This is a genomic window from Guyparkeria halophila (assembly GCF_034479635.1).
GTDB classification, from domain to species: domain Bacteria; phylum Pseudomonadota; class Gammaproteobacteria; order Halothiobacillales; family Halothiobacillaceae; genus Guyparkeria; species Guyparkeria halophila.
Genome location: NZ_CP140153.1, coordinates 1,114,408 through 1,129,108 on the forward strand (window position 1 = coordinate 1,114,408; position 14,701 = coordinate 1,129,108).

Annotated in this window: 14 protein-coding genes; 3 read left to right on the plus strand and 11 right to left on the minus strand. The window is 65.9% G+C overall.

Annotation, left to right across the window (positions count from 1 at the left end; translation table 11 throughout):
* Window positions 1-25: 25 nt before the first annotated feature.
* The 3 genes from SR882_RS05140 to SR882_RS05150 are packed head-to-tail and all read right to left on the minus strand — an operon-like array spanning window position 26 to window position 3,126.
* A complete protein-coding gene (locus SR882_RS05140; protein ID WP_322522263.1) occupies window positions 26-901 on the minus strand; it encodes an ABC transporter ATP-binding protein in 876 nt (291 codons plus the stop codon).
* Window positions 902-903: 2 nt separating this feature from the next.
* Window positions 904-1,746 (minus strand): nitrate ABC transporter permease, encoded by an 843-nt coding sequence (gene ntrB / locus SR882_RS05145; RefSeq protein ID WP_322522264.1) that lies wholly within the window; start codon window positions 1,744-1,746, stop codon window positions 904-906.
* A gap of 3 nt (window positions 1,747-1,749) precedes the next feature.
* Window positions 1,750-3,126 (minus strand): ABC transporter substrate-binding protein, encoded by a 1,377-nt coding sequence (locus SR882_RS05150; RefSeq protein ID WP_322522265.1) that lies wholly within the window; start codon window positions 3,124-3,126, stop codon window positions 1,750-1,752.
* Between the two features lie 258 nt (window positions 3,127-3,384).
* On the opposite strand from SR882_RS05150, the gene SR882_RS05155 reads away from it, so the two are divergent.
* Complete coding sequence (locus tag SR882_RS05155) at window positions 3,385-5,100, plus strand: sigma-54-dependent Fis family transcriptional regulator (RefSeq protein ID WP_322522266.1); 1,716 nt, start codon at window positions 3,385-3,387, stop codon at window positions 5,098-5,100.
* A gap of 28 nt (window positions 5,101-5,128) precedes the next feature.
* On the opposite strand, the gene SR882_RS05160 is transcribed toward SR882_RS05155, so the two are convergent.
* The 6 genes from SR882_RS05160 to SR882_RS05185 form a co-directional block, all read right to left on the minus strand.
* The gene (locus SR882_RS05160; RefSeq protein ID WP_322522267.1) at window positions 5,129-5,788 is read right to left on the minus strand and encodes a glutathione S-transferase family protein; all 660 of its coding nucleotides are present in this window, start codon (window positions 5,786-5,788) and stop codon (window positions 5,129-5,131) included.
* Window positions 5,789-5,913: 125 nt separating this feature from the next.
* Entirely contained in the window at window positions 5,914-6,774 is an 861-nt protein-coding gene (locus SR882_RS05165) for a sulfurtransferase (RefSeq protein ID WP_322522268.1), read from the minus strand.
* A 63-nt stretch (window positions 6,775-6,837) separates the two neighbouring features.
* Window positions 6,838-8,241 (minus strand): FAD-dependent oxidoreductase, encoded by a 1,404-nt coding sequence (locus SR882_RS05170; protein WP_322522269.1) that lies wholly within the window; start codon window positions 8,239-8,241, stop codon window positions 6,838-6,840.
* Window positions 8,228-8,419 carry a hypothetical protein gene (locus tag SR882_RS05175; RefSeq protein ID WP_322522270.1) on the minus strand — a complete coding sequence of 64 codons (192 nt, stop codon included), beginning with the start codon at window positions 8,417-8,419 and terminating at the stop codon, window positions 8,228-8,230. The genes SR882_RS05170 and SR882_RS05175 overlap by 14 nt, the downstream gene beginning before the upstream one ends.
* A gap of 4 nt (window positions 8,420-8,423) precedes the next feature.
* Entirely contained in the window at window positions 8,424-9,575 is a 1,152-nt protein-coding gene (locus tag SR882_RS05180; protein WP_322522271.1) for an acyl-CoA dehydrogenase family protein, read from the minus strand.
* Window positions 9,576-9,629: 54 nt separating this feature from the next.
* Window positions 9,630-10,193, minus strand: coding sequence for an OsmC family protein (locus SR882_RS05185; protein WP_322522272.1), 564 nt, complete (start codon window positions 10,191-10,193; stop codon window positions 9,630-9,632).
* A 364-nt stretch (window positions 10,194-10,557) separates the two neighbouring features.
* On the opposite strand from SR882_RS05185, the gene cynS reads away from it, so the two are divergent.
* A complete protein-coding gene (cynS, locus tag SR882_RS05190) occupies window positions 10,558-11,001 on the plus strand; it encodes a cyanase (protein ID WP_322522273.1) in 444 nt (147 codons plus the stop codon).
* Window positions 11,002-11,097: 96 nt separating this feature from the next.
* Here cynS and SR882_RS05195 read toward each other — a convergent pair whose 3' ends face one another.
* Window positions 11,098-11,478, minus strand: coding sequence for a hypothetical protein (locus SR882_RS05195; protein ID WP_322522274.1), 381 nt, complete (start codon window positions 11,476-11,478; stop codon window positions 11,098-11,100).
* A gap of 239 nt (window positions 11,479-11,717) precedes the next feature.
* Between SR882_RS05195 and SR882_RS05200 the strand changes: the two genes are divergently transcribed.
* Window positions 11,718-12,119, plus strand: a complete 402-nt coding sequence (locus SR882_RS05200; RefSeq protein WP_322522275.1) for a hypothetical protein — start codon at window positions 11,718-11,720, stop codon at window positions 12,117-12,119.
* A gap of 104 nt (window positions 12,120-12,223) precedes the next feature.
* Here the strand turns inward: SR882_RS05200 and SR882_RS05205 are convergent, their stop codons facing one another.
* Window positions 12,224-14,701, minus strand: a complete 2,478-nt coding sequence (locus SR882_RS05205) for a YbcC family protein (RefSeq protein ID WP_322522276.1) — start codon at window positions 14,699-14,701, stop codon at window positions 12,224-12,226.

Genomic DNA, 14,701 nt, shown 5'->3' on the forward strand with positions numbered 1-14,701 from the left:
TGACTGACTCGGCGATCGCCCAGGGTCAGGCGTTGACCACCCGCTTCGGGCCGGTGCGCGGGGCCTCCTCCATCGCCGGCGGCGTGCCATCGGATGACTTGTCGGCGTAAGGGGTGCTCGGCCCGTTGACCAGGAAGTCCATCAGGTGATTGCGGAACGGGTAGTAGTGGTCGTCGTGGTGCATCTCCTGGCGGGAACGCGGCTTGGTCAGGGGGTTGTAGGCGCATTCGGCGACCTCGGCGAACGGGCCGTTGGTCATCAACAGGATCTTGTCGGCCAGCAAGATCGCCTCGTCCACGTCGTGGGTGATCATGAATACCGTCTGGTTGGTGGCCTGACAGATCGCCAGCAACTCGTCCTGGATCACCCCGCGGGTCAGCGCGTCGAGCGCACCGAACGGCTCGTCCATCAGCAGCATCTTCGGCTCGATGGCGAAGGCCCGGGCGATACCGACTCGCTGGCGCATGCCGCCGGAAAGCTGGTGCGGCTTCTTGTCGATCGCCGGGGTCAGGCCGACCATGTCGACGTACTTCTCCACCTGCGCGTTCACTTCATCCTTCGAGTGATGCTTGAAGCGTGACTTGACCGCGAAGGCGACGTTCTCGCGTACCGTCAGCCAGGGCATCAGGGCATGGCCCTGGAAGACCACGCCGCGGTCGAGACCCGGGCCGGTGACTTCCTTGTTCTCCATGAACACGTAGCCGTCGGATGCGGCGTCCAGTCCGGCGAGGATGTTGAGGATGGTCGACTTGCCGCAGCCGGAGTGGCCGATCAGGCAGACGAATTCGCCCTTTTCGATTTCAAAGTCCAGGTTCTGGAACACGGTGACCGGTTCCTGGCCCAGCGGTCCAGGGAAGGTCTTTTCCAGACCGTCGACCTGGATGAATGCGGGGGTAGTCATGTTCAGACCTCCTTATAACTGACGGCCTTGCCAAGCAGGCCGAAGATCATGTCGAGGATCATGCCGACCACGCCGATCAACAGGATGGCGAAGATCACGTTGGCAAGATCGAGGTTGTTCCACTCGTTCCAGATGAAGTAGCCGATGCCGGTACCGCCGACGAGCATTTCCGCGGCGACGATGACCAGCCAGGCGATACCCATCGAGATGCGCATGCCGGTGAGGATGGTCGGCGCGGCGGCCGGCAGGATCACCTTGAAGGCCTTCTTGATCGGACCGACCTCGAGGGTCTTGGCCACGGCCAGCCAGTCGTCGCGGACCGAGGCGACCCCGTAGGCGGTGTTCACCATCATCGGCCAGATCGAACAGATGAAGATCACGAAGATCGACGAGATCGAGGCGTCCTGGATGATGTAGAGCGCCAACGGCATCCAGGCGAGCGGCGAGATCGGCTTGAGGATCTGGATGTAGGGGTCCAGCGCCTTGTGCATCAACGGCGACATGCCGATCAGAAAGCCCAGTGGCACCGCGACCAGGGCGGCCAGCGCGAAACCGGCGAGCACCCGCCAGAGCGAATGGGCCAGCTGGTAGCCGATGCCCATGTCGTTGGAGCCCTCGACGTAGAACGGGTCGGACAGGTGCGTCCAGATCGCCGAGCCGATATCGCCCGGGGTGGGGATGTCCGACTCCTGCACCGTGTCCAGCCCCATCATCGCGGCGTACTCGGGGTCCATGTCGCCCAGGTCGACCTGGGTGGGCAGGGTGGCCCCCCACCACGCGCCGATGAAGGCGAGCAGCAGGAGAATCGAGACGAGGCCGGCACGTAAGCTGAGTGACTGGCTCATGGCTTATGCCCTCCCGATCTCGAACGATTCCAGGTACTCCTGCGGGCGTGCCGGGTCAAATTCCTTGCCCATGATCATGTGCTTCTTGCTGTTGATCTCCGGTGCCGGCAGGCCCATCTCGGCGAGACGCTGGCGCGCGTCGGTCGCCCGGAAGATCTCCTCGGCGATGTCGGCGTAGTCGATGTCCTCCTCGATGTAGCCCCAGCGCTTCATCTGCGTGAGGATCCACACGCCCATCGATTCCCACGGGAACGGGTCGAAGTCGGCACGCTCGGGCTCCTCGATGATGTTGCCCAGACCATCGGCATAGCGGCCGGTCATCACCTGGTCGAGCACGATCTTGGGCTGGTTGAGGTAATTGGCCGGGGCGATCGCCTCGATGATTTCCGGGCGGTTTTCCTTCTTGTGCGCGTAGACCGTGGCGCTGGCAATGGCGCGGAACAGCGCGGAGAAGGTGTTGGGGTTCTCCTCGACGAACGAGCGGGTCGCACCGAAGGCGCAGCAGGGGTGGCCGTCCCAGAGGTCTTTCGACAGCACGTGGATGAAGCCCGCGCCCTCGTAGACCGCGCGCTGGTTGAACGGCTCGGGGCCGAGGAAGCCATCGATATTGCCGGCCTTGAGGTTGGCGACCATCTCCGGCGGGGCGATGACCTTGAGCTGGACATCCTGGTCCGGATCGACGCCATGCTCGGCGAGGTAGTAGCGCAGCAGCAGGTTGTGCATCGAGTGGTCGTAGGGGATGCCGAAGGTCATACCCTTCCAGTTGCTCGGATCACGATTGTCCTTGTGCTTGTTGTGCATCGTGATCGCCTGGCCATTGATGTTCTGGATGGTGGCGACGTAGGTGTCCTGCTGACGGGCACCGATGCCCAGCGAGGCGGAGATCGGCATGGGCGAGAGCATGTGCGAGGCGTCGAGCTGACCGTTGGCGACGTTGTCGCGGATCAGTGCCCAGCCGGCGGTCTTGATTACCTCGACGTCCAGGCCTTCGCGCTCGTAGAAGCCCATCGGGTGGGCCATGATGATCGGCGTGGCGCAGGTGATCGGGATGAAACCGACCTTGAGCTTCTTCTTCTCCAGCGGACCGACCGGATCGGCGGCGACGGCCTTGGCGGCGGCCATCGGGAAGAAGGTCGAGACCGCGGCCATGGCGGTGCTCACGCCCACGGCCTTGATGAAGTTGCGGCGGGTCCGGTCTTCCGGGAACAGCGAGCGCATGATCGAGGATTCCACGGCGCGATTGAGGGCGGCCTCCTCGTCCGTCGGGTTCGGGCTCGCGGCGATGGCCGCGTTGTGATCGGCCTGGCTGGCGTGCTTGCCGCAGGTACAGCCGCGGTGCAGTGACTGGTTGGGATCGAACGGGTTATCGAATGTGGACATGGTTTCGCTCTCGGGTCGGTGAGTGACGACCTGGAGATTGCAGATGCCGTGCCACACCGTTCGTTTGCGCCAGATCGGCGCTGATTGGCCGAAAATGGCGCTTTTTCGCACCATGAGGGAGCGGTGGTGCGGGTGCCGTCCCGTTCTTGGTGCGTCGGCAGCGCGCGAAATGCCGCGCAATGCCCGCCAATGGCGGACAAAGTCATGGGCCTGCTTCTTGCAGCTCCGGGAATGTCAGCCCTACGCCCGGAGACCCCCATGCGCGACACGAAAGCCACCCCGTCCCAGACCAGCCAGGCCCAGACCAGCCAGGCCCAGACCATCCAGTCAACGGCGCGCGCCGACAGTGCCGATGCCGAGCTGCTGGTCGTCCACGAGGCCACCCAGTGGCTCTCGCACATGAACGACCCCGACACCGTGATCGGCCGCATGCTGCGGCTGCTCTCGCAGATCACCGGCCTCAATCGCGGCCGGGTGGTGCTGCCCGATGCCAGCGGCGAGTTCATGGAGATCCGCTATGCCTACGGCCTGTCGTCCCACGAGCGCGAGCGGGGGCGCTACCGGGTGGGCGAGGGTGTGACCGGGCGGGTAATGCGCACGGGGCAGGTCGCCGTGGTCCAGGATATCGACGAAGAGCCGGTCTACCTCACGCGGGCGGTCGAGCGCGACACGCTGCCTCACGAGACGGTGGCCTTCCTGGCCGTGCCGATCCTCAACGAGGACCAGCCCATGGGGGTACTCGGGGCCCACCGCATCCGCGAACGCCATCGGCCGTTGCATCGGGACATCACGCTCTTGCGGATCATGGCCGCATTGATTGCCCGGGTGCTCAAGGTCGACGACCTGATCCGCGAGCAGACCGCCGCCTTGGCCGAGGAGAACGAATCCCTGCGCGAGGCCCTGTCGAGCAACCAGGAAGCACGCCACGGCATCCTTGGCGAGAGCCCCGCCTTGCGCCAGGCCTTTCGCCAGACCCTGCACGTCTCGCCCACGCAGGCCACCGTGCTGCTCAACGGCGAATCCGGCACGGGCAAGGAACGATTTGCCCGCATGGTGCACCTGACCAGCCCGCGCTGCGACGGGCCGTTCATCGCCATCAACTGCGCGGCGATCCCCGATGCCCTGCTGGAATCCGAGCTATTCGGCCATGAGAAGGGGGCGTTCACCGGGGCGGTCTCGGCCAAGAAGGGCAGTGTCGAGCTGGCCTCCGGGGGCACGCTGTTTCTCGACGAGATCGGCGATCTGGCCTTCGATCTGCAATCCAAGCTCTTGCACGTGCTGGAGCGCCAGACCATCCACCGCGTGGGCGGGACCAAGGACATTCCGGTCGACGTGCGCATCATTGCTGCGACCCACAAGAACCTGCAGGAGGCGGTCAACCAGGGACGTTTTCGGATCGACCTGTTCTATCGGCTCAACGTCTTCCCCATCCACCTGCCGGCGCTGCGCGAGCGCGACGGCGACGTCAAGCTGCTCGCGCGGCACTTCCTGCAGGTCGCCAGCCAGGAATTCGACCGCAACGCCGCCTTCGAGGCCGGCGTCCTCGACCGGCTGGCGGTCTACAACTGGCCGGGCAACATTCGCCAGTTGGAAAACGTGATCAAGCGCGCGGTGCTGGTGGCGCAGAACGGCTGGATCACCGTGGCCGACATCGAGCTGATCCTGAACCACGAATCGCATGTCACCGATCACCTCGAGGCCGGTGGTTGCCCGGATACATCGGCATCGATGTCGGCGCCCACGTTCCCCTCGGGCATAGGAACGGGGAACACGGCCCCTGACCATTCGTCGTCGTCATCGCCCGGGTCATCGCCCGGGCGCGCCTACCGCTGGGTGCGCGAAGACGAGGCCGATGCCCTGCTGGCGGCGCTGGAAGCGACTGGAGGCAACAAGACCCAGGCCGCCTCCCGGCTGGGCATGACCACCCGGCAGTTCCGTTACCGCCTGGACAAGTTGGGCCTGCGAGGGGGCTGAGCGGGGGCGCTGCGGGATGCCGTCGCGGTCAGAAGGCCGCTGGTGGCGTTGCCCCCTTGCGCGCGCTTCCGTCCTCCTGCTCGATCAATGGCACATGGCCGGGCAGGGACTCGATGCGTGCCATCCATTCGCGAACGGCCGGGTAGGGGGCGAGCGAGACGCCGGCCTCGCCGGCCAGCGCCACGTAGGGGTAACAGGCCAGATCGGCGATGGTGGGATGATCGGCGGCCAGCCAGTCTTCTTGTTTCAACCGTTGCTCCATCAACGCCAATCCGGCGCGTCCTTCCTGCTGGCATTGCTCGCGGTCGAACGGGGCGCCAAGCCGCCAGACGGCGCGGGCACGGGCCAGACCGTAGAGCAGTTCGTCGCCGGCCACGGCCAGCCACTGCATCACGACCGCCTCGGCGGCCGGGTCGTCGGGGAGCCACCGGCTGTTGCCGTAGCGACGGGCCAGGTAGATGAGGATGGCCATCGAGTCCCAGATACGCATCTCGCTATTCCCCTGGCCGTCGACCAGGAATGGCACCTGGCCGCGCGGGTTGATGCGCTTGAACTCGGGCGAGGCGGTCTGCTTGGCGACTACGTCGATGCTGACGCGTTCGTACTCCAGATCGAGCATCGAGAGCAGCAGCCGCACCTTGTGGCAGTTGCCGGAGAGGGGGAAGTCGTAGAGCGTGATCGCAGGCACGGTGAAGTCTCCGAGTGGTGGCTGGACGGGTTGTCGTCCAGGCCGACGGGTAAATCAAGTGGCGGGGTATCGACACGCATGAAAAAGGCCCGGCATGCCGGGCCCCAGGATGCGGTCAAGTCCCATCAGGCAACGTAGGGCAGGCCCTCGTCGATCGGCAGGCTCGGGTCGCGCGACCACTCGTTCCAGGAGCCGAAGTAGAGACGGACCTTCTCGATACCGGCCGAACGCAGTGCGACCAGGGTATTCGACGCCCGGGCACCCTTGAAACAGTAGAGGTAGACCTCGGAGTCGGGCGTGATGCCGACGCTGTCACACTCGGCCCGGATCTCGGTGGGCGACTTGAAGCGGGCCACCTCACCCGGCTTCATGAAGCGGTACCACTCGATCCAGACCGCATCGGGCAGTCGCCCCTTGCGCGGGCAGAAATCCTTGCCGTAGGGCGAGGAGCTCTCGGCGACCCATTCGTCCACGTCGCGCACGTCGAGCAGCGTCACGTCGTCGCGCTCCAATGCCGCGAGGATATCGTCCTTGTCGAGCATCACGTCGCTGGCGCCGCTATCCAGTGGAAAAGGCGCCGCCACCGGGGTCGGTGTGTCGGTGCTGACCGGCAGGCCCGCCGCCACCCAGCCCTGAAAACCGCCGTGCAGGATGCGGATCTTGTCCTTGGGGTAACCGAGGTGCTCGAGCAGAAACAGCCCGCGGCAGGACTGGCCGAAGCCGGTGTCCATGGCGTCCTCGTAGAGCACCGCGGTCTTCTTCCCGTCCAGGCCCACGGCACCGAACTTCTCGCTGAACTGCTGTTCGAGCTCGGCCAGGCCTTCCGGGGTGGAGGTGGCGAGGAAGGTGAAGATCTCCGGCATGTTGATCGCCCCGGGCAGGTGCCCGGCGGCATAGGCCTCGGGGCTGCGGGTGTCGATCGGCACGACGGCCGTCGTGCCCAGTAGTTGTTGCAGGTCCTGCGGTTCGATGAGGGGGTTGCTCATGTGTTTCTCCTGGGGCTTCTGGCCCGGTGGGTGGGTGCGCTGGTCAATGGGTTGCAGACCAACTCAACTGGCACGTCCGGTGACGCGCCGGTAAAGGGATTCGTGTTCGGCGACGGCCGTGCCGGCCAGCGCATAGCCGGCGAGTCGGCCGCGGCTGAGGAAGTCGTTGCGCTGGCTTTCCTCGACCGTTTGCGGCGTCCAACGGCCCAGATCGGCAAGCTTGCGATCGGGCGGGCAGAGCATGATCGGCAGGCTCGGGGTCTTGACGCGGATGGCGGCCGGGCGGTGCTCGAACGGCCGCTCCTCGCCGCTCAGGGCCGCGGCGGCCGTCTCCGCCATGCGACGGATCGGCTCGATGAAGAAGTAGCTGTTGCCGTTGATCTCGGCGCAGTCGCCGATGGCATAGACGTGGGGATCGCTGGTCTGCATGGTTTGCGCCGAGGCGAGAATGCCGCGGTTGGTGACCAGCCCGGCGCGCTGGGCCAGATCGATGTTGGGGACCAGACCCATCGCGGAGATCACCTCGTCGGTGCGGTTTTCCCCGCCGTTGGTCAGCGTCACCTTCAGGCGCCCGTCGGCGTGATCGACGCGAGAGAGGCTGGTGCCGGGACGAAAATCCACGCCCTTGGCGGCGAGCTGGGCGGCCAGCTCGTCGCCCAGTGGAGCCGGGGCGAGCCGGTCGAGCATACGTTCGCCCAGGTCGAGTAGGGTGACCCGGTGCCCGCCGGCGGTCAGGTCCTCGGCCAGTTCCACCCCGATCAGCCCGGCGCCGATGATGGTCAGATGGCGCGACTCGCCATCGAGGCGTTGGCGCAGGCGCTGATAGGCGGCGAGGTGGTTGAGACGGGTGATGCGATTGGCGGCATCGCCGTCAAAGGCGCGGAAACGCTGGCGGGCGCCCAGCGCGAGCACCAGGTCACCATAGTGAACCGGACCGCGCGTCGTCAGCAGGCGCTTGTCGTCGGTGTTCAGCGTTAGCACCGAGGTGTTCGGCTGCAGAGTGATGTCCAGATCGGCCGCCTTGGTCGGCCCGCTCTGTTCGATCAGGTCGGCCGGGGCACGTCCCTGGCTGATCGCCATGGAGAGGCCCGGCTTGGTATAGGCGGCGGCCTCGTCGTTGCTGATCAAGGTGATCGGGCGGTCGGGATCGCGGGCCCGCAGTTGTTCGGCGACCGTCCAGCCGGCCACGCCGGCCCCGACGATGACCACCGAGTCCGGACCGCCCACGCCGCCACGCACCGCCCGGGGGCGGGGGGCACTGGCCTGGGCGGCGCGCTGGGCGGCGTACTCGTGCAGCGGCATGAAGTCGGCCTTGGTCACCCCGCACAGCGGGCAGTACCAGTCGTCGGGGATATCCTCGAAACGGGTGCCGGGGGCAAGGCCGCTGTCCGGGTCGCCTTCGTCCTCGTCGTAGATCCAGCCGCAGACGGTGCAGATCCAGCGGATGTCTTCTTCAGGTGTGTTCATGGCGGGTTACCTTGAATTCGTTCAATTCGTACGGGACGGATGGGCGCGGTTCGGCCTTGGGTCGGGTCACGTCGATGGCCGCGATGCACAGCCAGGCCAGTAGGCTGGCGGTGAACAGCAACGGCAGGGGTGAGCCGGTCGTTGGCAAAGGCATGGCGAAGAGCGGAAAGCGGCCCATGGGATCAGTCGATTAGCCCTTCGATTTCCTTGCGCAGGTGCTTGATTGCCGGGGTGACAATCGCCACGAAGTAGGCCTCGCGCAGCTTGCGCTGGGCCGGGGCGTCAACGAGGTAGCCGTTCGCGCCGGTGTGCAGCATCGCGCTGTTGGCCGCGCGCAAGGCAAGCTCGGAGCCGGCCAGCCGCAGCTCGAGTACCTGGCGGAAATAGGCCGGGTCGGGGTTGTGCACGTCGGTGGCCAGTTCGCGCACCAGGGCGCGGGTATCCTCGAGCGCCTCGCGCAGTTCGTCGGGGCGGTCGTCGAGATAGGCGTTGATGTGCCCGAGGCGCGGCTCGACGTCCTCGCAGAGGCGAATGCAGCCCTCGATCACGCCGGTGGCCATGCCCGCCTGCAGCAGGACGAAACCGGCCTTGATGCGTTGCAGGAACGGGCCGACCGGGTCGGCGATGATCTCGTTCTTGGGGATGAAGACATCCTTGAAGAACAGGGCGTAGGTGCCGGTGCCTTCCATGCCGCAGAACTCGGCCAATTGCCGGAACTCGAACCCGGGGGTGTCGGTGTGGACCAGCGCCATCACGTCGCGCGGGTTGTCGCCCTCGACGCGGAAGATCGAGCCGAACACGTGCGATTCGCCCAGGTTCGAGATCCACGGCAGTTGGCCATTGACGATGAAGCCGTCGGCGGTCTCCTTGGCGTGCAGCAGGATGTCCTCGATGCCGGCGAAGTACTTCATCGGGTTGGACAGGGCGGTGCCGCCGAGCAGTTCGCCGCTAGCGAGTTTCGGCAGGACGGTGTCCTTCAAATGCTGGTTGTCGGAGTTCTCGACATACCAGGCCACGGCGTCCTGGCACCAGGTCATGAAGCCGGTGGACATGCACTCGGCCGAGATGCGGTCCATGTCGTCGATGGCCGCGGCGATATCCATGCCGGCCGGGTTCTGCGAGGAAAGGTGGTGGCGATAGGCCCCGGCTGCACCGATTTCGTGCAACAGGTCGGCAGGGTATTCGCCATGGTCGATCGCGATCACCTTCGGCTTGAGCGCGCGACGGATGACCGTGTCGAGATCGGCCGGTGCCTCGGATTTCAGAAAGCTCGGCACAGCGGGTGGTGCCGCATTCGGTCGAGCCGCCACGGGGTCGTGGGTAGCGAGGTTCATGGAATCATCTCCGAAAGAGGGCCCGGACGTACCGGGCCGTTGACGTCGCGTCGATCAGGCGAGATGGCAGGAGAGATCGACCGGGCGGGTCATGGTGTTGGCCACCGGTGACCACTTCTCGGCGGTATCCAGCAGGTCCTGCAGGTCTTTGTCACTGATCGGGTCGACCGTCTCGACGTCGAAGTAGACGCGGATGGCGGTAAAGCCCAGCGGCTTCGATTCGTCGAGATCGCCGGTGCCCCAGACGGCGGTGACGTTGATGTCCGCTTCCATGTTCAGCTCGAGCTTGCTGATCTTGATCTGGCGGGCGGTGGCATTGGCGTGCACGCCGACGGCCAGACAGGCGCCCAGGGCGGCCAGGGTGGCCTCGGACGGGTTCGGGGCGGTGTCGTCGCCCAGCAGGTGCGGCGGCTCGTCAACCACCACCGGGTCGAGATCGCGGATGTAGGTCAGGTTGCGAAAGCGGCCTTCGCAGACGGTCTTCGCCTTGAGTGTGACCACCGCGTCCGGGTTGGCCTTGCCCTTCTCGCTCAGCGCCTTGAGGCCGTCGGCATCGATTTCCTTGATTGCCTGGCGGATGCAGGACGGGGCGACGGGTTGGGCGGTTGTTGTGCTCATGAGTATTCACTCCGGTTTTGGATTGGCTTGGACGTGGGCCGGGATCTCGCTGGACGAGTCCCGCCCTCGCCTACTGCATTGCAGAGGCTGTGCCAACAAACCGAAATGGCGTCAACGCGCCGTTTGCGAGTATTTGGGGCAGGGTTGCCCCGTGGTGGGGCGCGCAGTGTCGGACAATGTCCGGTGTTTGTGCGGGGCGGGGCGGACAATGTCCGATTTGAGGTGGGTCGTCAGGTGAGGGTGTCATCTAACCCTATGAAATAAAGTGAAAAACGATGCTTGGCAGGCTTCTTGTAACGACAGGGGGCAGTGGCCCTGTCGGCCACGACGACAAAACCCGAGATCCCGCTACGGAGATGCCCTCATGATGACCAAGCACGCACTGACCGACCTGATCCTGGAAAAGAAGACCCAACTCGGCCTGTCCTGGGCCGATATCGCCAGCGGCGTCGGCCTGTCCCCGACCTTCGTCACCTCGGCCTGCCTGGGCATGAACAGCCTCAAGCCCGAGTTCGCCGACAAGCTGGTCGCCATCCTGGAGTTGCCGGGCGAGGCCAAGGCCGCGATTGAGGCCTGCCCGATGAAGACCTGGGAGCAGACCGTGCCGACCGACCCGCTGATCTACCGTATCTACGAGGTGATGGGCGTCTACGGCCCGACCATCAAGGAGCTGATCCACGAGGAATTCGGCGACGGCATCATGAGCGCGATCGACTTCTCGCTCGATATCGGCCGCGAGGCCAACCCGGCCGGTGATCGCGTCGTGATCACCATGAATGGCAAGTTCCTGCCCTACAAGTCATGGTGATTCCACGGTGACACCGCGGGTCGCCTGATGCGGCCCGGCAAGCGAAAAGGCGCGTCACGGACGCGCCTTTTTTCATGGGCCGAGAAGTGCACCGGTTCAGATGGGGTGCAGCGTCATGACGAAGGTCCCGCTCGGGTCCTCGTCGCGCCGGCCGTCGACGGTGTCCCGCATCCGGCCGGCGAACTGGTCGCGCGAGGATTTAACGATGGCCTGGTCGCCGGAGATCATGTGGGCGTTTCGTAGCGATGCCGGCGGCTCGGGCACGATGATCGCGACATCGCCATCTTCGGTATAGCCGACATAGCCATGCAGGTCATGTCGGTCGTTGTTGATAAACAGCCGAAAATCCTCGCTGTGCCCCTCGCTCATGCGTCGATCCAGGCTCATCTCCTCACCGAGGCCCTTGAGGTATTCGTCCGCCTCTTGCAGCAGTTCATCGCTGAACCGCGACTTGTCATTGATCCGGTCTGCCGACATCGCTCGGCCCTCCCTTGTGCGCGGATGGGCGGTCCTGGCCCACCCTTCCATTCGACTGATAGTAGCCCAACGACCGGGGATGTCCTGTGATGGATGCGCACGTCGTTAAGACGCCTCGAGGGGTTGGCCTTTGACCGTCTTCAATCGGATGCAGCAAACAACATAGCTGGCTAATGATATGCTTACTTTTCACATGAACGGGAGCGGCCGCGTGGAATGCCGCAGGAGAGGGAGTTTGCATGCTGATGCTGGAGGTTAAAGACGTCGGGTGGTGGTACTGGCTGGTGACGGCCGTGTTGCTCGGTTACGGGCTATTGGTCGACCCCGTGGGGCTGCTGCTGGCGGTGGGTCTGACCCTGATCAACCTGGCTCACTTCGCCGTGCGCGCGGACCGGTTGACCGCCTTTCCGGTGCAGGTGCGATTCTTCTATCTACTGCTGCTACTGGTCGCGCTGCCCGAGCCGATGCGCTGGTTGTTCTGGATTCCGATGATCGGCACCTGGGCCCAGGTGCTGGTGGGCTACTGCACCATGGCGCGCTTGGTGTCGCTGCTGCCCTGGAATCGGAGCGAACCGCTGACTTGGCGTCTGGTGTGGCGCCGGTTTGCCTCCATGCCGGTGCGCGGCAGCGTGGCCGATTGAAGCGATACGCCTCGCGATTGACGATGACCGGATAAAGAAAAGGGCGCGGATGAATCCGCGCCCTTTGTCGTTTTCGGTGTCGTTACCGGGGAATGTCGGTGACCTCAGGCCGTTTCGGCCACCCAGTCACCATGACCGCGCCGACGGAACACTTCGCCCGCGTCATCGAGGCGCAGCAGCGTCAACCAGCGGTTGTCGATCAGGTGTTGCAGCGTCTCGTTGCCGGCGATGATGGTGTCGATCGCCTCGGCGGGCGCCTCGATGAAGGCCGACAGGCGCAGCGGCTCGTGGCGCCAGTCCTCGCCGTCGTGCAGCGACTGCATCGACAGGCCGACCCGCAGGTCGCCGCCGTTGCCCTCGAGCACGCCAACCAGGCCGCCGACCACGTTGTGCAGCACCTTGTTGCCCGAGCCCTGGCGCTCGTTGTCGACCGTCGAGCCGTAGTACTGCAGGTTGATCCAGCTCGCCACCACCAGCGGGGCGGTCAGGATCAGCTCGAGCACGCCGAAGCCCTCGTCCTGGCGCCAGTCGTAGTCGTGCAGGAACGACCGGCCGGCCAGATCCAGGTCGCGGGTGCGCTCGCGCGGGGCGGCGATGAAGGCGGCGTTGCCGGCCAGCCCCCATTCCGGGCGCACCTCGGACCAGTCCCGGCCCCGATGCGTCACGGACTTGCGGGCCGCTTCGCGGTCCGCCGGGTTGTCGTTCAGGTTCTCGCGCAGCGTGACCAGCCGCTCGAGACGGGTGAGGTCACCGGCCTGTCCCAGTGCCTGGCGCAGCTCGGCGAGTTTCGATGGCTCAACCGTCCCCTCGTCGAGGTCGAGCAGGTCGACCTCGTCGGTGGTGGTGTCGTGCAGCGCGGCGACAAAGCGTGTGTCCTCCGGAATCTCGATGCCCCGCTCGGCGAGCCCCGGCCGGATTGCCGGATCATTGAGCAGGTCGGCGGCCACCCGCGCACTGATCTCGCCGGTCTGCCCGGCGCAGGCACCGCAATCCAGGCCCGCCCGGTGCGGGTTGTTGGTCGTGGTGCTGCCGTGGCCTGCCAAGAGCACGATCGGGGCGAGCTGCCCGGTCAGTCCCAGGCCGCGCAAGATGCCTTCGGCCATGCCCACGCGGGCGTCGAGGTCGGCCTCGGTGGCGAGCGCCGGGTGCACCCGGGCGCGTTCCTCGTCGGTGAGCCCGGCCTGGTCCGGCGGCGGGGCCGGCGTGTGCCAGCCGAGCGTGTCGCCGATCAGCTTGGGGATGTAGGTCAGGCCGGCCGACTCGACGAAGGTGAAGCAGGAGGCGGCCGAGAGCTTGAACTGCTTCCACGACAGGGTGTTGCCGACGCGCTGCTCGCGGCGGGTGGCGAGATCCTCGTCGCCCTCGACGCGATCGGCGACCTCGATGCCCGGGTTGAGCAGCACCGGCGTGTGCGTGCGGCAGGTCGACTCGCCCAGGCGGCTATAGGAAAGCGGCACGCCGAAGAACCCGGCAAAGCCGATGGTCTGCGCACCGGGAAAGCTCGTTTCCAGGTGACGGCGAAAGACCTCCGAGCGCACGTCGATGCAGAACGCGGCCTGGACCGGCGGACGGCCGGCCTCGGCGCGCGTGCCGGTCGCGGCATGGAAATGCCGGATGACCGGATCGCGGAAGGCGATTTCCGTGGCCGTGAGCATGACCTCGTCGATGACCGCCTCGTGCTGGGCGGCGGCGATCGCCTCGTGGTGACGCTCGATCTCCCGCTGCCATTCGCGCCGGATCGCGGCGCTGTCGGTGGCCTTGAGGGCGAGTGCTTCCCAGACCAGCCGCACGGCGAGCAGGTCGGTGAGGTCCTGGTTGCTCCCGCCGGTCAGTTCCGCGCCCCACAGGCGGTAACGGCAATAGGCGGCCCAGCCGTTGATCGATTTCAGCGCGGCGAACAGGTAGTCCGCGTGCACCGAGTCGGGCAGCTGCAGGGTCTCGATCGCCCAGGCGATGGCCTCGATCGGGTCGACCGGCACGTCACGCAGGTAGCGACGGGCCTTCCCCAGACCGGCCGCCTGGGCGCTGCGGTCGATCAGCGTGTATTCGCGCCAGGCGCGATACAGCGCCTCGCTTTCGTCGGGTGCGTTCCAGATCGCCTGACCGCGGTCGAAATGCGCGGCGAGGAAATGGCTGATCTGATCGACCACGAAGATCGAGATCGGCGCCGAGCCGGGACGGTCGAGCTTTTCCACCAGCATGGGCACCGGCGTGCTGGTCGCACGGGGCGACTCGAGGGCGTCGATGACCGTTTCGACGGCCACGGGGCGGCCCAGCTGCTCGACGGCCCGTTCGATGTGGGAGCGGGCCAGGCGGCCGTCGCGCCAACGTGCGGCGTACCACTCGTGATCCATGGCGGTGCGCTCGCCGGCGATCGCGCCCAGATAGCCACTGGCCTGGCTGAAGGTCTGATCGATCAGGCCGAGGTAGGGATTGACCGCGACGAACGAGTCCAGCGGCCAGAGCGGGGCGATCTTGCGACCGGCCGACTCGGCCAGTTGACGCACCTGCTCGAGATCGAGTCGCTCGCGCGTTTGCGATGCTTGGGCGTTGGTTTGCTGTGCTTGCGTTGCCAGAGTCAT